This window comes from Peribacillus sp. B2I2, from assembly GCF_041261685.1.
GTDB lineage: Bacteria > Bacillota > Bacilli > Bacillales > DSM-1321 > Peribacillus.
Window position 1 is genome coordinate 1,811,028 of record NZ_JBGCCB010000001.1, and the last position, 22,398, is coordinate 1,833,425.

The window sequence follows — 22,398 nt, forward strand, 5'->3', positions numbered from 1 at the left end:
GCATCGACGGAAAACCGACCCAGGTATAAATAAATTAGAAAGAGGAGAACTTCTTGAATCCAAATATGTTAATCAGGCTGGTCATTGATCTTTCTATGACAGTTCTGATGTTAGTTGCAATGGCTTACCAGATTACCGGAAATACAATACATGAACTGGTAGGAGCATTATTGTGTTTATTGTTTATTACCCACAATATTTTAAATCGACGATGGTATAAGACGATTTTTAAGGGAAAGCACAATGTACGACGCATTCTAAGCATAGTGGTCAATCTACTTTTTCTTGTATCTATGGCTGTAGTAATGATAAGTGCTGTGCCCATATCTCCTGACATAATGCCTTTTATTCCTATAAACAATGACATGATTCTATTGCAGATACATGTTATGACTTCTTATTGGGGATTTATCTTCATGGCTGTGCATATTGGAATGTCCTGGGCAACAATTATCAATTCAGTACGTAAGATGACGGGAATTAAAAGCACCAGCCGTATCCGCGCCACTGCATTTCGTGTCATAGCGGTGTTGATTGTCGTTTATGGGGTTCAGGCTTCTTTCGAGAGAGATATGCTTTACAAGTTAACCATATATAATCCATTTGGTTGGAACCTTGATGATTCCTCCATGGGATTTTTAGTAGATCATCTAGCTATCATGGGAATATATATCAGTGGGACTCATTATGTTCTGAAATTTGTTCAGAAGCAGGATACAGGTTTAAAAGAGAGGAATATCAAATAGAATATTGGAAAAAGTTTAATAAACGCAAATCTTAATAATAAAAAAGTGCAATAATCCATAAGCGGATTAATGCACTTTTTTATGCATATTTTCCCTTCAGGCGGTTAATATCTTCTTTTGGTGGTAATCCGAACAAGCGGGAATATTCACGGCTGAATTGGGATGGGCTTTCGTAGCCTACGCGGAATGCTGCTTCAGTAGCATCTGTTGACTCGGATAATAATAGGCGACGGGCTTCCTGTAGCCTCAGTTGTTTTTGGAACTGAATGGGACTCATCGCTGTTACCTCTTTAAAGTGTCTATGAAGCGATGAAACGCTCATATTTGCAATTTCCGCAAGGTCTTCAATCCGAAAAGACTGGTCATAGTTATTCATGATATGGTCGACAACGCCGCCGATTTGATAGGTGGAACTTCCTTCTAACGCAATTTGCCCCAGAGTAAAACCATGCTGCCCTTGTAAAACCCTATAGATGATTTCCTTCGTGATAAGAGGTGCGAGTACGGGTATATCATTAGGATTGTTTAGCAAATGAGATAATCTGGTTACCGCGTCCAACAGAGCTATTTCTATTTGACTTACATACATGCCTCTTTTAGCATGTTCTTTCTGGTTAACAGCAAGTTGAGAATCCTGTAAAACCTCCAAGATTTGATTTGGTGTAAATTCGAGTTTCAGTGCCAAATATGGATTTTCTGAAGAAGCTTCTGTGACTATTCCGGTAATTGGCAAGTTAACAGAGGCAACAAGGTAATCGGCTGGACCGTATACATAGCGCTCCTGTGCCAGTAATACCTCCTTCTTACCTTGAACGATAATGCATAAGGAAGGCTTGTAAACTCCGTAATTTGGACCGGTAAAATTAGAGAAACGAGAGAAAAATAAAGAAGGAATAGCAGTCGGATGAGACCCATCCTTGCCTGTGTGACTCTCAATGAGTTGGGTGAGATCAGCCCGCTGTTTATAGATTTGTTCAGACATATAAACCTCCTTGTTTCCTTATTCTTTCTAGCTTCATTTTAATACATATTCCTCTGGAGTGTAAGTGACGTGAGAGGATTAGGCAATGATTTGGTAGGAATGCTATAAGGCTTTCTTATTTATTTATTGCATAATAAGGGAGTCAAAGTTCTTTTTAATATTTATATTTCCGCAATATAGATAAAGGAGTTGAAGCGCACCCTGAATACCTGAAAATATATATGTTAACTCTTTTCAGTTTTTTAGTTGGTACATCTCAATTTGCCATTTCAGGTATTTTAGACAAAGTAGCTGCTTCTGTGGGCGGCTCGTCAATACTGAAAATCTGTTGGTGCTGCTGCGGTCTCAGCATGATTGATCTTTTCTAGCTTTATGGATAACCCAATGAGATTTTCTTAATGCCACCAATGTGAACTTAACTCCGCATCGGTTGCGGATAAAATATAACAGCAAAGTGACAATTATAAAAGAGGGGGAAATATAAGTAATGCAAAAACGTAAATTAGGAAAAAGTGACTTAGAAGTTTCTACTATAGGACTTGGATGCATGGGCATGAGCCATGGTTACGGTCCTGCTTCGGACAAGAAAGATATGATTTCCCTGATTCATGATGCAGTTGACCGAGGTGTTACTTTTTTCGATACTGCCGAAGTATATGGTCCATATGTAAATGAGGAGTTGGTAGGAGAAGCGCTTGCTCCTTTCAAGGGAAGATTGAATATCGCGACTAAATTTGGTATCCAAATGGTAAATGGCAAGCAGGTGCTTGACAGTAAGCCGGAGCGTATTAGGAAATCAATCGAAGGCTCGCTTAAACGGCTTAAGGTTGACACTATTGATCTTTACTATCAGCATCGGGTGGACCCAAGTGTTCCGATTGAGGAGGTAGCCGGAGTAATGCAAGACCTAATCAAGGAAGGTAAGATAAAGCATTGGGGGCTTTCTGAAGCAGGGGTTGAAACGATTCGTCGTGCACACTCGGTTTATCCACTCACTGCCATTCAAAGTGAATACTCAATGATGTGGAGAAGTCCTGAAGATGAACTACTGCCTACCCTTGAAGAGCTTGGAATCGGCTTTGTTCCTTTCAGTCCGTTGGGTAAGGGATTCCTTACTGGGAAAATTAATAAGGATGCAACGTTCGGTAGTTCCGATTTCCGCAGCATTGTTCCTCGCTTCAAACCTGAGAATATCGAAGCAAATCAGGTATTGGTCGAACTGATAAAGAAGATTGCTGTAGGAAAAGATGCAACGCCCGCTCAAATCGCATTAGCATGGGTACTTGCTCAGAAGCAATGGATTGTTCCGATTCCCGGTACGCGGAAATTGGAGCGTCTCGAAGAAAATCTTGGGGCAGCTGATGTTGAGCTGACCCATGAGGAATTGAATGATTTGAACAATGCGCTATCGAAGATCGAGATTTCGGGAGACCGCTATCCGGCAGTATACGCAAACAGAGTAGGTAAATAAAGATATTCAATATGAAAACAGGAGGATTTAATATGCAAAACGTAATTTTGAACAATGGTGTTGAGATGCCTATACTAGGTTTTGGGGTTTTTCAAATACAAGATGAAAAAGAATGTGAACAAAGCGTTTATGACGCTATTATGGCAGGCTATCGTCTTATCGATACTGCTGCCTCTTATCTGAATGAAGAAGCAGTCGGCAGAGCAATCAAGCGGAGTGGTGTGCCGCGAGAGGAATTGTTTATTACTACAAAACTATGGGTTCAGGATGCAGGTTATGAGAGTACAAAGAACGCATTCACAAAATCACTGAAAAGACTACAATTGGATTATTTGGATTTGTATTTAATCCATCAGCCATTTGGGGACGTATTTGGTTCTTGGCGTGCAATGGAGGAATTGTACAGTGAAGGAAAAATTAGGGCAATTGGAGTTAGTAACTTCCAAATGGACCGTCTAGTGGATTTGATTGTCCACAATGAAGTAATTCCTGCCGTAAACCAAGTTGAAACTCATGTTTTTAATCAACAAATAGAAAGTGCGAAACATATGAAAGAGAACAATGTTCAGATAGAGTCGTGGGGTCCATTTGCTGAAGGGAAAAATAACATGTTCCAGAACGAAATATTAGTGTCCATAGCCGAAAAATATAATAAAACTGTTGCACAGGTGATTTTACGTTGGTTGACACAAAGAGGAGTCGTTGCGATTCCAAAGTCTGTTCGTAAGGAAAGAATCATCGAAAACTTCAAAATCTTTGACTTCGAATTAGGCCAAGAAGATGTGGAGAAGATTGCTAGGTTAGATACGAAAAAGAGCTTGTTCTTTTCTCATAACGATCCTGAAATCGTGAAATGGATTGGTACTCGTAAACTTGATATTTAACGCTCTCTTCCAAAGTGAAGTGAAGAAATAGTCGATTCCTTTTAGGAACTTCGGCATTTCTTCGTTAAAACATTAGGATAGGGGTTGTAGTTTGTAAATGACTGTACTTAAACTATCAGGTGCTTGGTTTATAGGGCATAAAGGAAGACCACAATAAGTGGTCTCTTTTGTTGGTTTAAAGTCAATAATGATTAACAAAACCTTGTTTTAAAAAATAATCTTAACCTTCTTAACTACTCTGTAATATCAATATCTTCGTTATAAATCAGATGATCAATACGAAAATCCTTACTAGCATAGTTACTTTTAATCTGCTTATTCCATTCGTAAGCTGCAACTGTCACATTTGGGTCTTTCTTAAAATCTGAACTTCCACTTTGCAAAAATTAGTTTCTTTGGCATGCAAGTACACCTTTATATTAATGTTCATTTTTTTTCCTCTTTTCCGTTTTCATTTAAATTAAAGTTATAATTTGTTCATTCGCACACCAGTAGTCCAATCGCGGCATTTACCCCATGATACTTTTTTTAATTATGCCGGATACCCCAATAACCCCATATTCATTAAGTGCAAATTACATTGAATGAGGGTAATAAAAGAAGATTCATACATATGTAACGAATGGAACTTTTCTTGGTAAAATTACTAGTGTGCCACTTTGTTAACGGCGAACTTGTAATATATTGTATATAATGGTAGATTAATGTAGTTGCTTCGTAGGAAGGGAGCAAGTTAAAAAGATTTTACGTTTATTGTATGTTGTTTTACTTATATCTGTATTTGGTTTTGGTTCAGAAACGGAATAGCAGAGGAAGTAAACGTAAAACAGATGATGAAGGGTCTTCATTAAAAAGAATCCTTTCTATATAAAGGATCGTTTCAATCGTAGCATCAAGTAGAAAAATACTTACACCATCTATTAGTTTTTCAGGCGAAGGGAAAACTACTAAACCTTCAAAAGGTTCTGGAGGACAGGTTAAGACCAAATATAAGAAGTCCACTATCGTGGAACCATTTTTCTAAAAAAACTTTTGTAAAAAATGAGATGATAAGATGAAGAAACACATATTATTATTATTTATTGTTTTATTAATGGTTTCCTATTTCTTTTTAGACTTCACTTTTGTTATATCATACTTTTGTTGTATATCCTTATCGTTCTTGTAGTCCTATAATCTCATTTAATTGAGTATAAAGAAACCTATTTAGTAGGTAAGGATGGGAAAGTCTCATAGGCTCATATTTCCATAAGTTTAAGTTTTTTGCACCAAAACCACACATTCTGCAATTAAATTTCGCTCTAATTTAATATAGATTATAAAATGAACGTTAATAGATGAATTTTTGTAAATAAATTATAAAATAATCATCAAACAATACATATATTATTAGAATTTTCAGTATAAAATGAATGTTAAATAACGAGGGGGTCTATAAAATGAAAGCGAATACAAAATTAAAATAGTTCTTGGATGAAGGCGTTACATGGGTATCAGTCCATCACGGCGGCGGAGTCGGATTGGGTTACTCTTTTTACATGCAGGAGTGGTTATTGTGGCAGACGGTACGAAAGAAGCAGAGTCACGCATTGAACCTTGTATTGACCACAGCTTCGTATAGGGTGTAGTGCGTCGCTGATGCCGAATATGAGCTGGCAAATTAAAACAACGTGAAAAAGGAATTAATATTCCAATGCTTGATACATGAACTGATCAGGTATGATCGAAGAAACGGCAATCCACGGGGCTTTGCCCGTTTGAGCGCCAAGAATTTACCCAGCATGAATTATATAATAGGGGGAATAATTATGGGATCACCAAATGTGGCGACAAATACGAAACAAGAGAAGCTACAAATTCAATCAACTACGAATATATTGAAGTTTATTATATATAGTTTAATAGGAAGTTTTATGTTTTTTATTCCTATTACCATAAATGATGTTTCAAGCATACCAATTGATCATATAGTAACATGGATCAAAGTAACCTTGCCGTCAGCCGTTCCTGTTTATGCGCTTATTGTCATTCTATTGGGAGCTGTTTATCCGTTTATTTCAAAAAGCTGGAATAAAGATAAGGTATCAATAGTTTTTTCTTTCTTAAAAGTAATAGGCGCTGTTGTTGCGATCTTAATATATTTCAAGATTGGACCTGAATGGTTAATGGTCCCAAGTATGGGTCCTTTCCTTTTCGAAAAACTTGTCATACCTGTTGGACTTGTCGTTCCCTTTGGTGCTATATTTTTGGCGCTACTCATTGGATACGGGCTTCTCGAATTTTTGGGTGTACTGATGCAGCCAATCATGAGGCCGATATTTAAAACGCCAGGGCGCTCAGCAGTTGATATGGTTGCTGATTTAGCAGGAAGCTACTCGATTGGTATGCTCATTACGAATCGACTATATAAAGAAGGTAAATACACCCTTAAAGAAGCTGCCATTATTGCAACCGGTTTTTCAACCGTTTCAGCAACGTTCATGATCGTTGTAGCAAAAACTCTTGGGCTTATGGACTTATGGTCCCTTTTCTTTTGGGTTTCTTTAGGGATAACGTATCTTGTCACTGCTATTACCGTACGTATTTGGCCATTAAATAAAATGAGCGACGATTATTATTCGGATAATGCGGATCCAGAAGAAGTAATCAAAGAAGGACTTTTCCGAAATGCCTGGAACAGTGCGATGATAGGAGCAAACAATTCCGTAAGTCTTGGCAGGAATTTATGGGAAAACTTAAAGGACGGTTTTCTTATGACAATGAGCATTCTACCGTCCATTTTATCCGTTGGTCTCATCAGCCTTGTATTAGCGGAGTATACTCCGCTATTTAATTTACTTGCCTATCTTTTTTACCCATTTACCTGGGCATTACAAATACCTGAACCATTTTTGGCTGCAAAAGCTTCAGCTATAGGAATTGCAGAAATGTTCCTGCCGGCGCTTCTTGTAGTTAAAGCACCCCTAGTAACTAAGTTCATTATTGCCGTGGTATCTGTATCATCCATATTGTTCTTTTCAGCGACGATACCTTGTATCCTATCAACTGAAATCCCAATCAGCATTACGAAGTTGGTTGTAATCTGGTTTGAACGGACGCTCATCACGCTAATTATTACTGCACCTATCGCAATATTGTTGCTTTAGTAAAAATCAACGAATTAAATATATGGGAACTTATTCGATCACAAGTCGAACATATGCAATTGTATTATAAGGTCGACCAGTAAAAGATAGTTTTTACTCGAAAGGGAAATCAACCTGTAGGATATACATGGCATCACCACGAAAAAAACTGCTCATACTGGCGGAAAGTCAAATGAATGAAGCACGCTTAAAAAGTGTGCTTTATTTACTAATCACATACATGAAGAAACCATTTCGGATCAGTACTATTTTCGCGCATCTTTTAAATTTCTGATCTAGTATTAATTCTTCACCCATATACGTCACATAATAAAACTGGAATGGCTTTTTCAAATATTCATGCATATGGAGAACGGGGAAACAAATTGAAAGGAGTTAGGAGAAAACGGCTAACTAAAAAACCCTCACAAAAACGGAATGTGAGGATTTAAAGGTTATCGAACTGTTAAAAAACATGAAACTAAAAGGAAAATCACCCTCACTGATAACTGAATTTTCTGATTTCTAACCCAATAACAACAGAGACTACTCGTAACTATTAAAATAAATCAATAGAATATGCATCTATTTTTCTGGGGTCTTTTTCTTTTAATAATCTCATTTCCTCTGTTTTCATTCCAAGTTCTTTACATGCTCTAGGGACCAATTCAAGAATTTCATCATTGGCGATTTCATAATTATAGGTTGATTTTAATGAATGTCCTAGTTCTATAGTGCTGATTTTGTTGAATTTTTCACCAACTATAATCATATCGTATTTTTTGGTGATCTTTTTCCAAGATTCTTTTGAATCTATTGTTAAAGCAGATTCTCTTACCTCAATTAATACTTCGGTAATTTTTTTAAGTTTAACCATGTTTTAACACCTCCTATAAAATATCATAGGTCTATTATACCGTAAATGTAGGTGAGTAAGTTGAAAAACACTTCTATTGTATGATGGTAACTTATCGTACGTAAGTAGGGGTCAAAGATATTCGAAGAGCGGTTGAAGCAGGTTAGTAAGCTTTGCGGATAAAAGTAAAAAGGATGCCATGTATTTGAAAAAGGATAATTACTGCGGTAGTTGTGGAAAGTCTCCCCTAATAGCCTTTCTCGTTGATTCGTGAACAACATCAATTAGTAAAGTAAACTTCTCATACCATCTTTGACGAAACAACCAGTAAATCAGGCAAAGCGTTTTTATTTAACTCCTTGACCTTCTTGAAGTTCTTCGTTAAGTGAAACTCGGTCGATTGCATTTGCAAAGGTTGTATTAGTCCAAGGAAAAGCATTTCCACAGACAATAAAGGTTTTTGCAATTGGGGAAATTAACTATATCCCTTGTTTCGTAAACTCCTCGGATTGGTGTAGAACAATCAGAGGAGTTGGATTGTATTACCCCATAATAGATTGGCAATAACAAAGTATATGACAACCTCTCTTTGTCATACCATTTAGAAAAAGATAAGGGTGTGACAATGCTGAGTAGGGAAAAAAACAATCAAATCGTTATTTATATAATAAAAGGCTCAACAATTAAAAAATTTTTAATCCTAGATCTAATTATTGGATCAGGAATTTTTTATGTAGTCAAATTTATTTCTTCAAGCGTAATAATAGCGAGTGTGAGTAGTTTTATTGGAACAGAAGGAATTAAAAAGGCTCCGAAAGTTCTAAAAAATGCAATTGAATTAATAACAATGGACTAGATGTTAGGAATAAATATAGACCTTGCCTGTTGCAAAGTCCAAAAAATTTCGAGTAGAAGGTGAGATAGGGGGATTTCCAAATTCGATAAAAAGCAGAATAAGGAATCTGAATTCATGTTTGATTTAAAATTAAACAAAGAAACATCAACGAAAATTCAATTTAAGAAATTGCCAATCAACTACATGTATCAATTGGATCGGATGCACGATCAGCCAATCTGAATTAATGTTATTGTACCGAATGATTCTGTAAAATAAACTGCTTCTCAAAAAAAAATTCCGACATCTCATGTATTGCCACATACACACAGCACATGTGGAGTAGCAGTATTCACTACTTGTAAGGAAAAATTAATGCGAAAGATGTATTTATGAAACAATAAAGTGGTAACTAGCTCAAAGCTTATATTTAATTACGTATGTGCCAAGTTTGAGTTATACTAGTAAAAAACATCCGTCTAGGATAGATGACAGTAAGCTTCTTGAGTGAAATACATAAAAAGGATTGGTGAATAAGAATGGCAATAGTTGATGTAACGGTTATTCCAGTTGGTACACAAACTCCAAGTGTTAGCAGCTATGTGGCAGATATTCAAAGAGTATTAAAGGAATATGAAAAAAAGGGAGAAATTCGTTTTCAACTGACACCCATGAATACAATCATTGAAGGCGACCTGCCTAAATTGTTTGAAGTGATCCAAGCGATGCACGAAGTACCTTTTGAAAAAGGTCTTGCTAGAGTTTGTACGAATATCCGAATCGATGACCGTCGTGATAAAGAACGCAAGATGGAAGACAAAGTAAAGCGAGTGAAGGGCATGCTTCAGGAATAACAGCTTCTATAAGGGTCTCCAGTAAATGGTTAAAAAACAGGAGAACTGAGCATTAGATAAAATAATACTTCATAGGATAGTTAGTCCATTATGAGAGCTGAATTTTGACTAGGGGGACTGTGGGAACCATGGGAATCCTTAAGAGACATGGAATTCGAGCCTTGTGGACTTGACCGTCAATTGGGAGCTGATTATGCTATGAAGTATGTTCCGGACACAGGTTTTACCCATGATAACGCGAACAATAAATGTCCATGTATTAATAGCTTTAAAGCCTTGGTATTACTGAGTGTCTCAGTTACCAAGGCTTTTTATATAATGAAAGGGAACCGACAGGCTGCCCACATGCATGCTATTTCGTATTTTTATTGGCATACCCATGTATTTTGAATATCCATCCACATTTTTTCTTCGAGTTCCATAGGCACCTGCTGTTGTTCGCATCCTGCCGTGCCCAAGCGTATATATTTCATGCTATGAGAATAGGTAGTGATAATGACAAATGAGGCTCAAAAAAAGATGAAAAAGAACAGTAGTGTAGATAAGAATCTATAAAGGACAATTGTTTGAAAAGTGGTTCCAGTATTTATTCTATATTCACTGAAAATTATAAACGTTCTCCATAAAGTTCTTTTTCTTCATTTGGATGAAAAAGAGTGAATCCTTTTGAGCAAATCACAAACCTTCTATCTATCTCGAATCCAGCCATATTCAAAATTTTAACTGTCCCATGTGAACCAGTTCCAGCATACCCGCAACTACAACCAGATAGGTGTAGCTCATTTCCTTTTTTGTCTATAAGGATGAGGTCGCTATCGACCAAAATATTGTCGTCATTAATTTCTTTAACAATTTTTGCAATTTTAAAACGGTCAAATTGGTCTTTAACTGCTTCGAATAACACAATACTTTTATTGGTAACACCACGGTCTTCACCGTAATCTTTTATGACCAATACTTCCCGCTCATATGATTTCTTATATAGATGGTACTTTTGGTAAGTGACGTCATTTATTTTACAAATAGTTGGAGTATTACTATTCAGATTTCTATTCGTAGATTTATTAAACATTGGACCCCTCCTAAATAGTTTTTTTATTAAGTTTATTAGGAGAAAAAGAGATTAGTACAAAGAACCTGCTAAGGAGCAAAAATATTTTTTATTTCTGATTCTCGTTTAAATATTTGAAAAGAATAATTAAAAGATAATGAAGAATTAATGGGATTGGATCGTGAGCTGTGAGGAGGATATATGATTGAGTCAAAATTAAAAAGCACCAAAAAAGGTGCTTCCTAGTTATAAATCTTTTTAAAGTAATTAACAAACATTATGTTCATGACAATTTCGACTATCGCAAACATAATAATATCGATCAAATTAGTTTCATCCAGGGAATGATAAGGTGCGAAAAGTTCAATATATGTATAACCTATGATAAATAAAGGTATTGACCATAAAATGCTCCTTAAAAATAGTGGAATCGTTAAGCTAAAAAGGGGTAAGAAAAAATCTAAATCTTTTCTACTTCTATTTTTATAAATAATGATTAACAGATAGAGTGCAATCACATTGATAATTGTAGTCAAAATAAGATCAATAACATCATACGTATTCATAGATGAAGGATTATAAACTCCAGGCAGTGAAAACACTGTAAGCGCAACTAGTACCCAAAAAGTTATCCGGTACCTTTTCCTTTGTTGATCAGTTATTGTTCCTTCCTGTAAAGCCATGACGAGTTTATTAATATTCCAGATATACATTGTTGTCTCCTTATGTAGTAGATTATCAGACTAATTATAGGTTAGGGTTCAATGAAAAGCCATCTTTATCAAGATAGTAGGAGAAGGTCTTCGGATAATCGAAGCTCCAAATAAATGATTACGAATAAAGGAATTTTAATCAAATAGCCTAATTGGACTCTACTGAACGTATACATCTATTATGATTCAATCTAAATAGGAGGGAATTATGACAAAACATCATAAAGTGAAACCCTATTTAACGACACGTAGTTTGCTACCGGAAAATCAGGAGATACCCATTCAATTCATCAATGATGATAGTATGGAAAATCAATTATTTTATAGAAGGAACCACTTTTCATATCCGACTCTTTCCTATTCAAACTATTGGCTCCCCATAACTGGGCTAGTTTCAGCTCCATTACTTCTGTCTATACAAGACATTCTTCAATACCCCTCAAAAACGGTGGAAGTTGTCCTTGAATGTTCGGGAGACAAGCGTAATCTCTTCGAACCTAAAATTTTTGGAGAACAATGGGGAAAGGGAGCAATTAGCCAAGGCAGTTGGAGGGGTGTCCCCTTACGGACCTTACTTGAACTATCTGGAATTGGAGAAGGGGCAAAAGAAGTTGTCGTGGAGGGTTATGATTATGGAAGCAGAACCGATCTAGATGAGGTTTACACCTACACTAGGAGTTTGCCTATCGAGAAAGCACTGCACCCGGATACCATTATTGCATATGAGTATAATAACCAGCCAATTCCTTTTAAACATGGTTATCCATTGAGGTTAATAGTTCCGCAGTGGTATGCAATGGCATCCGTTAAATGGATAAAACAAATAAGTGTTATTAATTCTAATTTCACTGGCCCTTTTCAAACAATTGATTACATGTATTATCCAAATAAAGACAATGACCTAGATGCATTTCCAGTCACTACGATAAATATAAATTCGACTATACAAAAACCGCTGGATATGGAAATTTTAAATACTGGTAAGCATTCAATAAAAGGGATTGCATGGACAGGAAAAGGAGTTATTACAAAGCTGGAAATAAGTATTGATGGTGGAAATACATGGAGAAACGCCGATGTTTCACCTGGTAAGAATGTAGGTTATGGATGGGTTACTTGGTCATTTGGATGGAATATATTAGAAAAAGGTGAATATACGATAATATCTAGAGCAACAGATTCATTTGGTCAAATTCAACCTTTATTATCTTTTTGGAATGAAAAGGGTTATGGGTATAATGCGATTGATAAAATTCAGGTTAAGGTAGAATAAATAGAAATTCATTTTAAAGAAATCTGGTAAAGCAACTATCATGTTTGCTTCATAACAAAATAGATGAATATATTCAGGAATTGAATCGATATAATTTGTTTGTGCAACTCCCGGAAATTATTGCACACCCTGATAAGCCCTCTTATATAGGGGATCCAGTTTGTCAACAAAAGGGGAGGGCGAAATGGCCTCATCTGAACCAGCAGGGAGCGTAGGAGAAAGGGCCCTGAAAACGCATCATTCATTACGGTCTTATATTTTATGTCTAACCTTTTAACTAACGCCGTTCTTGAATCATGTGGGTTATTGTTATCTGATTGAAAAGTGTTGGCAAACTATTAGCTGTTTAACTCAATAAGAGAATTAATCCATCTCCCGTAATTTTTAAGCAGTTTGTTTTGAGGTGAATATTTATTAAAATTTTGTTGGCAAAGTAAGAAAAATATCATTTTTCTCCTTTTGGGAAAAATAACCTCGTTGTTAAGTTATGGTTATTCCTTTATAATTTTCTAGAAACATAGAAATGTTATGAATAGGAGAAAAGTATGAAAAAACTGTTGACCATTTTACTTTCAATTACGATGTTAATTAGCTTATTCCCACAATTAACATTGGCAGCACAAAGCAATAATTTTGAGCAAGAACTTACAAAGTATTTAAAAGAGGTAAGCCATGTAAGGGGCTTTGAAGTGACAAAGGATGATATTGAAAATTCACTTTCTTATTACGATGAGGGTATTGAAAACTTTCAATCTATTGATGATCTTAAAGATGCTTTAGGCGAAGTTATTAAAGCGGATTTAAGTAATTTAGATGCCATTTATGAGGATAATAACCTAACCCATGAAGGCCTAATTAAACTATTACACGAAAATGGCGAAGAACTTGACGATTATATCTTTATCTGGAACCTTGATGAAGCTGTATATTTCTATGCAGAAGAGGGAGATTTTGAACGCGATCCAAATTTTGACCAGGAATTAGTCAAATATTTAGCCAGGGTTAGCAAGGAAAGAGGTTTCGAAGTAACAAAAGAAGACATTGAAGCGTCATTAGACTTATATGATTTTAGCACGGAAGAATTTGAGTCTGTCGAAGAGCTTAGCGAATTCTTAGGTGACGTCATAAAGGCAGACCTAAGCAACTTAGATTATTTTAATGAGGCTTATGGACTGGATAAACAATCCCTGCTTCAAATGTTAGAAGAAAATGGTGAAGATATTAACGATTATATTTACATAGATAATCTTGAAGAAACTGTTTGGACCCTTACTGGTGGGGAGTTGGAAGGTGAAGTTGTCGAGGATCTGCTTCCTATTTTCGAAGAAGAACTCGGTCTTACGGAAGAGGAACTATTGCGACTTGAAGACCATTTAATGTCTTTGGAAGAGCATCTTTCCGATCCGGCAACAGTCGAGCGACTTGAAGAATTGGGCAACCGCATGATGGATTTTGAGGAATTTGAAGTAGCAACGGAGCTTACAGCTGAGCAGATAGCTGAAATGGCATCTATCTATGAAGAATTACTTTCTATCTTTAAGCTAAAAGTATCCTATTCCCTTGTGAAAAGTGGCACGGAATCACCTGTATCCCTTTTGGATTTAATGAAATTGGAAGAGTTGAAGGGTGCTAACCTGAAAATAGCGATATACACAATTGACGGGAAGTTCTTAGCCGATCTTTTAATTACGGGTGATATGGTCGATTCTAACACTGTTACTAATGCAGGCCAACAAATAAAGGAATCTGCTAAAGAAGTGACAAAGACGATTGAAAAGGCACCAGTTGCTAAACCAGTTAAACAAAAGATCATCAGCACTCATAAGAATTCGGAACATCAAACGGTAAAAGGGGCTAAACTTCCAAACACCGCTTCCGATTATATCCCTAATGCCCTTTTAGGACTGTTCATTGTCTTGTTCGGAAGTTTGATGTATCGAAAAATCAGGAAAGCTTAATATGAAACAATTTAAAAAAAAGCGGTTGCTTCTGCTTGCTTGTTCTATTGTTATCATTTTATTTGGGGTTTGGTTCTCCACAACTAATATGTATAAGTTTGCAAAAGGATACTTTCTTTACAAGACTCACGCTCCAAGTAGCCAAGTAAAAGAAGCAGAAACAGAAACAGAAACAGAAACAGTGCAGAAACCACCAAGTAAGAAAGCAACAACGAAGGAGCTTTATCCTGTCCGGCCTAAAACAGGTGAAGAAATTGGGGAACTCTATATCCCAAAATTAAAAGCGAAACTACCTATTTTTCATGGAACAAATGAGGATGAATTGGAGAAAGGCGTTGGTCACTTTGCAGAAAGTGTGCTACCAGGTGAAAATGACAATTCCGTTCTTTCCGGTCATAGAGATACGGTATTCCGTAAACTCGGGCAAGTAGGCGAGGGAGATTTGTTGATTGTAAGAACATCTGCAGGAGAGTTCACATACAAAGTCAACAAAGTTCGAATTGTGGATGAGGATGATCGAACCGTAATCGTACCAAAACCACGAGCAACGCTTACCGTCAGTACCTGCTATCCCTTTGATTTTATCGGATCAGCACCTGAACGCTATATACTTGTCGCTTATTTATCTTCAAAAACAGGTAGTTAAGATTTTTAATAACACCTAATGGTCTGAAAGATAAGCAAGAGTCCCAATAATGTAAATCTTATTGGGACTCTTTTAGTATCCAATTCTCCTTAAATGTGTAGGAGGTTGCCAATTTATTATACTGTTACGCTATTCTTATTACTTAATGAAGCGGATTTTACTTTTTTGTGATGGAAAATATAAGAGCCGGCAATCAAAATATATCCAATAATGAATAGAAGCCATTCACTGGCAGGGTCGCCCACTGATATGCTTGAATACATAGCACCAGTCAAATCAAATACAAAACCGGCATAGGCCCATTCCTTAATTCTCGGAAAACCAGGAATAAGTATCGCCACGACACCTAATAATTTGGCAATACCAAGAAAGGGTAGAAGGTAGGTAGGATAACCTAAATGATTAAATAAAGCGACTGCATCGGGAACAGACATTATATCCGGAATGGAACCTAAAACCATTAATGCCGCCAAAAGCCCTGTGAAAATCCAGTATATAATATTTATTTTTTTCATTTATTATTCATTCCCTCCCTGAGATTGACATGTTAATCATATTCCACTTCCCTTTTATTAATGCAGTTTATAAAAAAATAATTGACTTCAACAGTCGTGACGCGATTCTTTAAGAATCGCTTGACTGTAGGCTAACTCGAAGAAAAACGAGTTTGCCTGCATTTTTTTTCATTAAAAACGTTTCAGTTGATTTCAGAAACGTGCGAAATCATGGGTGCAGCACGAATTCACGAGTAAATAGCTCAAACTCACGAGTAAATATGCTGAATTCACGAGTAAAACAGCAAAATTCACGAGTAAACGGCGCGAAATCACTGGTGTAGCATGAATTCACGAGTAAATAGCTCAAACTCACGAGTAAAATAGCAAAACTCACGAGTAAAACAGCAAAATTCACGAGTAAACGGCACGAAATCACGAGTAAACGTGCGCGAAATCACGAGTAAACGTGCGAAATCACTAGTGCAGCATGAATTCACGAGTAAAATAGCCAAACTCACGAGTAAACGGCGCGAGATCACGAGTAAACGTGCGAAATCATGGGTACAGCACGAATACACGAGTAAATAGCTCAAACTCACGAGTAAATATGCTGAATACACGAGTAAATAGCTCAAACTCACGAGTAAAATAGCAAAACTCACGAGTAAAACAGCAAAATTCACGAGTAAACGGCACGAAATCACGAGTAAACGTGCTTGAAATCACGAGTAAACGTGCGAAATCACTAGTGCAGCATGAATTCACGAGTAAAATAGCCAAACTCACGAGTAAACGGCGCGAGATCACGAGTAAACGTGCGAAATCATGGGTACAGCACGAATACACGAGTAAATAGCTCAAACTCACGAGTAAATATGCTGAATTCACGAGTAAATAGCTCAAACTCACGAGTAAAACAGCAAAATTCACGAGTAAACGGCGCGAAATCACGAGTAAACGTGCGAAATCATGGGTACAGCACGAATACACGAGTAAATAGCTCAAACTCACGAGTAAATATGCTGAATTCACGAGTAAGAAGCTCAAACTCACGAGTAAAACAGCAAAATTCACGAGTAAACGGCGCGAAATCACGAGTAAACGTGCGAAATCATGGGTACAGCACGAATACACGAGTAAATAGCTCAAACTCACGAGTAAATATGCTGAATTCACGAGTAATTGTAAAAGGCAGTGGATAATTTAACCACTGCCTTTTTGATGTGATTTTAAGAATGTTGCATGATTAGCTTTGCTGCTTTTATCCCTGAAGTGTTGGCAGAAATGAATAGTGTAACATTGCGAACACTGTATTTGACCTGTTGCAGCCCTGTAGGCATTGCTTTATCTTATAAAAAAATTTATTGACTTAAAAGAATTGATTAAAATGACGCATATCCCGACACAGGAAATCGTGAGGATGGAATACATTAACTTTAAGTCGTTCAATATAATAATTCCCGCAATTACTATTAGTGTATCAATAATGAAAATAACTATTCCAGGATTAGTTGCTGTGGATTTTGAGATTAATAGTGCTAGCAAATCCACTCCACCGGGGCTAATATGTTGTCTCAGCATAAAGCCAACACCAATCCCAATCGTCATTCCACCGATAATGGCACTCGTAATGATCGGTAGATGAACCAAACCGTTTAGTGGTGTTAGCAAATCAATAATGGTTGAAGTAAAAGCTAACCCCAATATGGCATTAAAGAAATAAGACTTATCGTATAGAAGAGATAGAAGGTATATGGGAATGTTGATCATGATCATGGTATGCCCAACCTGGATACCCCAAACATATTTGATTAACAAACTTATTCCAAATATCCCGCCATTTATTATATGAAAGGGGATTATAAACAGGTTAAGACCAATTCCAATGCAAAAACTTGAAAAAAGCAGAGTAACAAACTTTTTCATAAAAATATTCCCCTTGTCCAAATCATTATCTTAAAATATATGAGAGGAATTTAAATATATACTTAGCTGACTGGAAATTACGATTGCTATTTGTATATTGTTGGCTTTGTTTTTCAGATGATTTTCTGAAATTTTGCTGAGTTCAGCAGGATTAAAATAAAGGCCGTCTCCTTGAGACCATGTAATCAGGGCAAAAATAAGAGACACTCATAAAAAGGTGTCCCTTATTCAGTAATTATATGTCTTAATGGGCAAGTCCGTAAATAAGAGGATGTATTTAACCTTGGAAACTAGGTTAGGTTTAACTTTGCTTATTCAAGCTGATTTTTTTTGATAGACGATTTGTGATGGTATCTTCTTGTGGTGAAGTTCGCCGTATGAAAAAGGCCAGTATGAACGCAACTATGGTTAACCATGTAGCTATCATGAATGCATCATCTACTCCCATTACGCTTCCTTGTTTAATGGCCATGGTCATTTGAGATGTATTTTCTGGTGATATGTTTCTTTGAGTTAAAATTTCCTGTACATGTTTCGTTCCCTGATTTGTCATGACAGACACAAAGAATGCCATGCCAACGGCACCTGCCACCATTCTCAACGTATTGACCATGGCTGTTCCATATTTATTCAGGCTAAGTGCCAATTCATTTAATCCAGCTGTGAAGATAGGCATCATCAGTATCGACATGCCGAACATTCTAATGGTATATACCCACACCACATAAGAATAAGACGTATCTGTTTCAAGCCGTGTTAAAAGATAGGTTGTAATAATAGTGATGGCAAGTCCGCTTACCGCAAGCCATCTCGCACCAAATCGATCAAAAAGCTTACCTGTGATAGGAGACATGATTCCCATTAAAATACCGCCAGGCAATAGCATGAGACCGGATTCCATCGGAGTGAACCCACGGATATTCTGCATATAGATTGGCATGATGATCATTCCAGAGAACATACCCATAGTCGCGATGATGTTGATGATTGTCGTTAATGTGAACATTCGGTAACGAAAAATTCTAAATTCCAGAATAGGATGCTTTACAGTAAATTGCCTCCAGACAAATAAAGCTAAACTGATTCCTCCAACAAGGAACATGGTCAGGACTTCGAAACTGCCCCAGCCCTTGGTACCGCCTGTAGCAAATCCGTATAGAACTCCGCCAAATCCGATAGTGGATAGAATTACACCCGTTTTATCGAGTTTGGGTCTGCTAGTATTCCCTACTTTTTTAATGATGAAAATTGCAAATATAAAGTCAAGAAGGGCAAATGGGAAAATGATGAAAAACAGAACCCGCCAGGAATAGTTTTGTATGATCCATCCTGATAACGTCGGTCCCACGGCTGGTGCAAAATTCATGGCGATACCAAATATACCCATTGCGAAACCGCGTCTGTTAGGAGGGAATAAAGTGAAAATTACATTTGTAATCAAAGGGAATAAAATCCCTGCACCTGCAGCTTGAACCACACGTCCGATCAATAAGACGGAGAAGCTAGGGGCAACTCCACATAGAAAAGTTCCTAAAGCAAATAGTCCCATCGAAGCAAGATATAATTGCCTTGTGTTGAATCGTTCCATTAAGAAAGCTGTAATCGGTATGACAATCCCATTGACCAGTAAAAAGATAGTTGTAAGCCAATTAGCTGTTGCAGCTGATATTTCAAAATGATTCATTAATTGTGGCAATGCGATATTGATTAGAGTCTGATTTAAGAAAGCGACCAGAGCACCAGCCAGCATCACTGCAAACATGGGGCCTGTACGAACTTTAGTGATTGCTGTTTTATCGTGATTCATTATTATGGCACGTCCTTTTTGTTGAGTTAGTACATATTGTATTTCCTGCTATATTTTCAAGTATTAGACGCTAATGCGACTTCACTAAGTTTTCAAGTAATACAACCTATCTTTTCCAATAATATACACCATCTTAAGATGTATAACCTCTATTACGGCTTTTGAAGGTGTTTTTTCTTTTTTTTCACAACTCACAGGGACAATATTTAAAGGTGTATTCTTTTGGATGTTGTTAAGAAAATATCAGGAAATAAAGGTGATAAATGAGAGGAGTGATACGATTTTTATTTCGCTGCAGTAACGGTTCGAAAGCTCATTTAAAAGTCCGTTCAATTCGGGCAAAGTCATGGTAAACGAATCAAAAGAATTATTTCAATCAATCTAAACACATTCTAACATATTTAGTGAAAAATAATTAATTGGTATGAAGGCGTGATTAAAATCATGCCTTTTAACGCATTTTGAGAATCAATTTATTTTATTTAAATATTCATAATATTAATTGCAATCTTTGTATTGGTTAATTATAATACAAAGCATAACAAATAAAAATATATTTATTAAAGAGGAGGTGAAAGAATTGAATATTGCAGGGATGAATATCACTTTTAGGCATTTCCCTTTTCACTATTTTTTGGATTGTATGGACAGCCTTGAGATTAATAGTATTGAATTATGGGGTGGGGAGCCACATCTGTATGCTTATCGCAACATTCTGGGAAATATAAGAAGTTTGAGAAGGGAAATCAAATCAAGGAATATGAAAATCATCTGCTATACTCCAGAACAATGTATCTATCCTTATAACATTGCATCCTCAGATGCTCATTGGCGAAAAAAAAGCATTGAATATTTTATGGAAAATCTATACGCTGCCCTGGAGTTAGATACAAACATGATGCTCATTACTTCTGGAATAGGAGACTTTTCTGTCACTAAGGAGGAATCATGGAAGTATGCAAGTGACTCAATCTATCAATTATCCAAAGTAGCTGAGATGGAAGGCTTGATTCTTGCTTTAGAGCCATTAACTAGGTATGAAACCAATCTAGTTATCGACTCTATAGGGCAAAAGAAAATGTTAGAGGAAATCCAATCTTCTTCATTAACAGGAATGATCGATACAGTTGCAATGCAGCTTGCAGGTGAAACACCTGATGACTACTTTTCCATCCTTCCAGAATTAAGCCATTTTCACCTATTAGACGGAGACGGTCAATCAGATGCTCATTTGGCACTGGATGATGGGGTTTTAAATTGGAGAGAATACTTAACAAGCCTTCAGAGCCACAGTTACAAAGGGACATGTACTCTAGAGAGCATGGGATCAAATTATTATCATAATCCAAATGATGCAATCATGAAATCTATTAAAAAAGTAAGGGAATTGGGAATTTAATCATCTGATTTGGAGGAACTCTTTATGAGTAATGGCTCACTTACAAGAAAACTGGGTTTTTGGTCTGCTCTGGCGATCGCTGTTGGAACTACTATAGGATCAGGTATTTTTGTCTCATCTGGTGATGTTGCAAAAGCTGCGGGTACCCCTTCCATTTCCATTCTAGCTTGGATAATAGGCGGGGTAATTGCCATTCCGCAAGTAATGGTATTGGCAGAGTTATCGACAGCATACCCCCAAAATGGAAGCGGTTACGTTTACTTGAATAAAGCTGGGTGGAGACCTCTAGCCTTTCTATATGGATGGGCTACGTTCTGGGCGTTGGATCCTCCATCCATATCGATTATGGCTTTAGCGATTGTTTCATACTTAGCAACCTTTTTTCCATTCTTCTCTGGAATGGCCGGGAAATTATTGGGTATTGCGATCATCCTGATCATCACATCTATTCATTATCGAAGTGTGAAAGAAGGCGGCCTTTTCCAAGTCATTATCACGGCTATTAAAATCATTCCTTTCCTGATTGTCATTGTCCTAGGGTTAATGTATATGAACTTCGATAATTTTGCTTACACTCCCGGACCTGGTGCTGAAAAGACAAGTTTAATAGGTGGTGTATCCGCAACCACTTGGGCATATACGGGGATGGCAGCGATTTGTTTCATGGCTGGAGAGTTCAAAAACCCAGGGAAAATACTTCCACGAGCACTTATTAGTTCGGTTTTCATTGTGTTGGCTTTGTATACGTTGCTAGCGGTTTGTGTCATCGGCTTGATGCCATTTGATAAATTAATGAACTCAAATGCTGCTATTTCTGAAGCTGTTAAGTACATTCCAGGACTATCTGATATTGCATCATCATTTGTGGCTGTTACGGCTATTATTGTTATCTTGGGTTCACTGAGCTCTTGCATAATGTTTCAGCCTCGCCTTGAGTATGCAATGGCAAAGGACGGACTATTCTTTCAACGCTTTGCAAAAGTCCATCCTAAATATGAAACTCCAAGTTTCTCCATCATCATTCAGATTACGTATGCATGCATTATTGTATGCTTTAGTAATTTAACGGTATTACTTGGATATTTCACACTCATTCAATTGGTTATTAACATCATGGATTTTGCGGCAGTATATAAATGTCGAAAAAGGGAGGATTATAACCCAATCTATCGTATGCCAATGTGGAGATTAACGACGATTTTAGCCATTCTTGGAGCGTCATGGCTGGCCTGGGGAACATTTACTTGGGCACCTATCCAAGGAGTGATTGCAGCATTGATTGTTATCGCAACAGGGCTACCAGTTTACTATTATTGGGAAAGGAAATATGGAACAAAGAATAAAAACGACAGCGATATAGTGGCTTAGCAGAATG

Annotated in this window: 21 protein-coding genes and 1 pseudogene; 12 read left to right on the forward strand and 10 right to left on the reverse strand. The window is 36.9% G+C overall.

Going from position 1 to position 22,398, the window contains the following annotated elements; all coding sequences use genetic code 11:
* Window positions 1-53: 53 nt before the first annotated feature.
* Window positions 54-746, forward strand: coding sequence for a DUF4405 domain-containing protein (locus ABIE66_RS09180; protein ID WP_370014468.1), 693 nt, complete (start codon window positions 54-56; stop codon window positions 744-746).
* A 79-nt stretch (window positions 747-825) separates the two neighbouring features.
* On the opposite strand, the gene ABIE66_RS09185 is transcribed toward ABIE66_RS09180, so the two are convergent.
* The gene (locus tag ABIE66_RS09185) at window positions 826-1,728 is read right to left on the reverse strand and encodes an AraC family transcriptional regulator (RefSeq protein ID WP_370014469.1); all 903 of its coding nucleotides are present in this window, start codon (window positions 1,726-1,728) and stop codon (window positions 826-828) included.
* Between the two features lie 487 nt (window positions 1,729-2,215).
* Here ABIE66_RS09185 and ABIE66_RS09190 point away from each other — a divergent pair, with 487 nt between their 5' ends.
* The 4 genes and pseudogenes from ABIE66_RS09190 to ABIE66_RS09205 all read left to right on the forward strand — a co-directional run bounded on the left by ABIE66_RS09190 (window position 2,216) and on the right by ABIE66_RS09205 (window position 7,229).
* A complete protein-coding gene (locus ABIE66_RS09190; RefSeq protein ID WP_370014470.1) occupies window positions 2,216-3,199 on the forward strand; it encodes an aldo/keto reductase in 984 nt (327 codons plus the stop codon).
* A 32-nt stretch (window positions 3,200-3,231) separates the two neighbouring features.
* Complete coding sequence (locus ABIE66_RS09195) at window positions 3,232-4,083, forward strand: aldo/keto reductase (RefSeq protein WP_370014471.1); 852 nt, start codon at window positions 3,232-3,234, stop codon at window positions 4,081-4,083.
* A 1,478-nt stretch (window positions 4,084-5,561) separates the two neighbouring features.
* Window positions 5,562-5,791: pseudogene (locus ABIE66_RS09200) on the forward strand (urocanate hydratase); the annotation flags it as partial.
* Between the two features lie 100 nt (window positions 5,792-5,891).
* Window positions 5,892-7,229 carry a YjiH family protein gene (locus ABIE66_RS09205; protein ID WP_370014472.1) on the forward strand — a complete coding sequence of 446 codons (1,338 nt, stop codon included), beginning with the start codon at window positions 5,892-5,894 and terminating at the stop codon, window positions 7,227-7,229.
* A gap of 538 nt (window positions 7,230-7,767) precedes the next feature.
* On the opposite strand, the gene ABIE66_RS09210 is transcribed toward ABIE66_RS09205, so the two are convergent.
* Window positions 7,768-8,085 (reverse strand): hypothetical protein, encoded by a 318-nt coding sequence (locus tag ABIE66_RS09210; RefSeq protein ID WP_289324474.1) that lies wholly within the window; start codon window positions 8,083-8,085, stop codon window positions 7,768-7,770.
* A gap of 604 nt (window positions 8,086-8,689) precedes the next feature.
* On the opposite strand from ABIE66_RS09210, the gene ABIE66_RS09215 reads away from it, so the two are divergent.
* Both ABIE66_RS09215 and ABIE66_RS09220 read left to right on the forward strand, forming a co-directional pair.
* On the forward strand, window positions 8,690-8,920 hold the full coding sequence (locus ABIE66_RS09215) for a hypothetical protein (RefSeq protein ID WP_370014473.1): 231 nt from the start codon (window positions 8,690-8,692) through the stop codon (window positions 8,918-8,920).
* A 518-nt stretch (window positions 8,921-9,438) separates the two neighbouring features.
* Entirely contained in the window at window positions 9,439-9,753 is a 315-nt protein-coding gene (locus tag ABIE66_RS09220; protein ID WP_370014474.1) for an MTH1187 family thiamine-binding protein, read from the forward strand.
* 607 nt (window positions 9,754-10,360) lie between these two features.
* Here ABIE66_RS09220 and ABIE66_RS09225 read toward each other — a convergent pair.
* Together ABIE66_RS09225 and ABIE66_RS09230 are read right to left on the reverse strand one after the other, a co-directional pair.
* On the reverse strand, window positions 10,361-10,825 hold the full coding sequence (locus ABIE66_RS09225; protein WP_370014475.1) for a hypothetical protein: 465 nt from the start codon (window positions 10,823-10,825) through the stop codon (window positions 10,361-10,363).
* A gap of 221 nt (window positions 10,826-11,046) precedes the next feature.
* Window positions 11,047-11,517 carry a hypothetical protein gene (locus tag ABIE66_RS09230; protein ID WP_370014476.1) on the reverse strand — a complete coding sequence of 157 codons (471 nt, stop codon included), beginning with the start codon at window positions 11,515-11,517 and terminating at the stop codon, window positions 11,047-11,049.
* Window positions 11,518-11,821: 304 nt separating this feature from the next.
* On the opposite strand from ABIE66_RS09230, the gene ABIE66_RS09235 reads away from it, so the two are divergent.
* The 3 genes from ABIE66_RS09235 (at window position 11,822) to ABIE66_RS09245 (ending at window position 15,394) form a co-directional block, all read left to right on the forward strand.
* On the forward strand, window positions 11,822-12,790 hold the full coding sequence (locus ABIE66_RS09235; protein WP_370014477.1) for a sulfite oxidase: 969 nt from the start codon (window positions 11,822-11,824) through the stop codon (window positions 12,788-12,790).
* 545 nt (window positions 12,791-13,335) lie between these two features.
* Window positions 13,336-14,748, forward strand: coding sequence for a processed acidic surface protein (locus ABIE66_RS09240; RefSeq protein ID WP_370014478.1), 1,413 nt, complete (start codon window positions 13,336-13,338; stop codon window positions 14,746-14,748).
* 1 nt (window position 14,749) lies between these two features.
* Window positions 14,750-15,394 carry a class D sortase gene (locus ABIE66_RS09245; RefSeq protein ID WP_370014479.1) on the forward strand — a complete coding sequence of 215 codons (645 nt, stop codon included), beginning with the start codon at window positions 14,750-14,752 and terminating at the stop codon, window positions 15,392-15,394.
* A gap of 116 nt (window positions 15,395-15,510) precedes the next feature.
* Here the strand turns inward: ABIE66_RS09245 and ABIE66_RS09250 are convergent, their stop codons facing one another.
* From ABIE66_RS09250 to ABIE66_RS09275, 6 genes are all read right to left on the reverse strand, one after another.
* A complete protein-coding gene (locus ABIE66_RS09250) occupies window positions 15,511-15,909 on the reverse strand; it encodes a DoxX family protein (RefSeq protein ID WP_370014480.1) in 399 nt (132 codons plus the stop codon).
* 192 nt (window positions 15,910-16,101) lie between these two features.
* The gene (locus ABIE66_RS09255) at window positions 16,102-16,224 is read right to left on the reverse strand and encodes a hypothetical protein (RefSeq protein WP_370014481.1); all 123 of its coding nucleotides are present in this window, start codon (window positions 16,222-16,224) and stop codon (window positions 16,102-16,104) included.
* Window positions 16,221-16,511: a hypothetical protein gene (locus tag ABIE66_RS09260; protein ID WP_370014482.1), complete on the reverse strand. Its 291-nt coding sequence runs from the start codon at window positions 16,509-16,511 to the stop codon at window positions 16,221-16,223. The genes ABIE66_RS09255 and ABIE66_RS09260 overlap by 4 nt, the downstream gene beginning before the upstream one ends.
* Window positions 16,447-17,067 carry a hypothetical protein gene (locus tag ABIE66_RS09265; RefSeq protein WP_370014483.1) on the reverse strand — a complete coding sequence of 207 codons (621 nt, stop codon included), beginning with the start codon at window positions 17,065-17,067 and terminating at the stop codon, window positions 16,447-16,449. Before ABIE66_RS09265 ends, ABIE66_RS09260 begins: the two co-directional genes overlap by 65 nt.
* A gap of 168 nt (window positions 17,068-17,235) precedes the next feature.
* Entirely contained in the window at window positions 17,236-17,817 is a 582-nt protein-coding gene (locus ABIE66_RS09270) for a YitT family protein (RefSeq protein ID WP_370014484.1), read from the reverse strand.
* Window positions 17,818-18,118: 301 nt separating this feature from the next.
* Window positions 18,119-19,624, reverse strand: a complete 1,506-nt coding sequence (locus ABIE66_RS09275) for a DHA2 family efflux MFS transporter permease subunit (RefSeq protein WP_289316997.1) — start codon at window positions 19,622-19,624, stop codon at window positions 18,119-18,121.
* Between the two features lie 580 nt (window positions 19,625-20,204).
* Here ABIE66_RS09275 and ABIE66_RS09280 point away from each other — a divergent pair.
* Both ABIE66_RS09280 and ABIE66_RS09285 read left to right on the forward strand, forming a co-directional pair.
* The gene (locus tag ABIE66_RS09280; RefSeq protein WP_370014485.1) at window positions 20,205-21,023 is read left to right on the forward strand and encodes a TIM barrel protein; all 819 of its coding nucleotides are present in this window, start codon (window positions 20,205-20,207) and stop codon (window positions 21,021-21,023) included.
* 24 nt (window positions 21,024-21,047) lie between these two features.
* A complete protein-coding gene (locus tag ABIE66_RS09285) occupies window positions 21,048-22,391 on the forward strand; it encodes an amino acid permease (RefSeq protein WP_370014486.1) in 1,344 nt (447 codons plus the stop codon).
* Window positions 22,392-22,398: the final 7 nt, after the last annotated feature.

Bases quoted from the DNA above. Each gene is read 5' to 3' on its own strand.
- ABIE66_RS09240 (WP_370014478.1), top strand. From the start codon at position 13,336: ATGAAAAAACTGTTGACCATTTTACTTTCAATTACGATGTTAATTAGC.
- ABIE66_RS09190 (WP_370014470.1), top strand. From the start codon at position 2,216: ATGCAAAAACGTAAATTAGGAAAAAGTGACTTAGAAGTTTCTACTATA.
- ABIE66_RS09230 (WP_370014476.1), bottom strand. From the start codon at position 11,517: ATGTATATCTGGAATATTAATAAACTCGTCATGGCTTTACAGGAAGGA.
- ABIE66_RS09210 (WP_289324474.1), bottom strand. From the start codon at position 8,085: ATGGTTAAACTTAAAAAAATTACCGAAGTATTAATTGAGGTAAGAGAA.
- ABIE66_RS09250 (WP_370014480.1), bottom strand. From the start codon at position 15,909: ATGAAAAAAATAAATATTATATACTGGATTTTCACAGGGCTTTTGGCG.
- ABIE66_RS09270 (WP_370014484.1), bottom strand. From the start codon at position 17,817: ATGAAAAAGTTTGTTACTCTGCTTTTTTCAAGTTTTTGCATTGGAATT.
- ABIE66_RS09220 (WP_370014474.1), top strand. From the start codon at position 9,439: ATGGCAATAGTTGATGTAACGGTTATTCCAGTTGGTACACAAACTCCA.
- ABIE66_RS09215 (WP_370014473.1), top strand. From the start codon at position 8,690: ATGCTGAGTAGGGAAAAAAACAATCAAATCGTTATTTATATAATAAAA.
- ABIE66_RS09275 (WP_289316997.1), bottom strand. From the start codon at position 19,624: ATGAATCACGATAAAACAGCAATCACTAAAGTTCGTACAGGCCCCATG.
- ABIE66_RS09205 (WP_370014472.1), top strand. From the start codon at position 5,892: ATGGGATCACCAAATGTGGCGACAAATACGAAACAAGAGAAGCTACAA.
- ABIE66_RS09245 (WP_370014479.1), top strand. From the start codon at position 14,750: ATGAAACAATTTAAAAAAAAGCGGTTGCTTCTGCTTGCTTGTTCTATT.
- ABIE66_RS09225 (WP_370014475.1), bottom strand. From the start codon at position 10,825: ATGTTTAATAAATCTACGAATAGAAATCTGAATAGTAATACTCCAACT.
- ABIE66_RS09195 (WP_370014471.1), top strand. From the start codon at position 3,232: ATGCAAAACGTAATTTTGAACAATGGTGTTGAGATGCCTATACTAGGT.
- ABIE66_RS09235 (WP_370014477.1), top strand. From the start codon at position 11,822: ATGGAAAATCAATTATTTTATAGAAGGAACCACTTTTCATATCCGACT.
- ABIE66_RS09185 (WP_370014469.1), bottom strand. From the start codon at position 1,728: ATGTCTGAACAAATCTATAAACAGCGGGCTGATCTCACCCAACTCATT.
- ABIE66_RS09285 (WP_370014486.1), top strand. From the start codon at position 21,048: ATGAGTAATGGCTCACTTACAAGAAAACTGGGTTTTTGGTCTGCTCTG.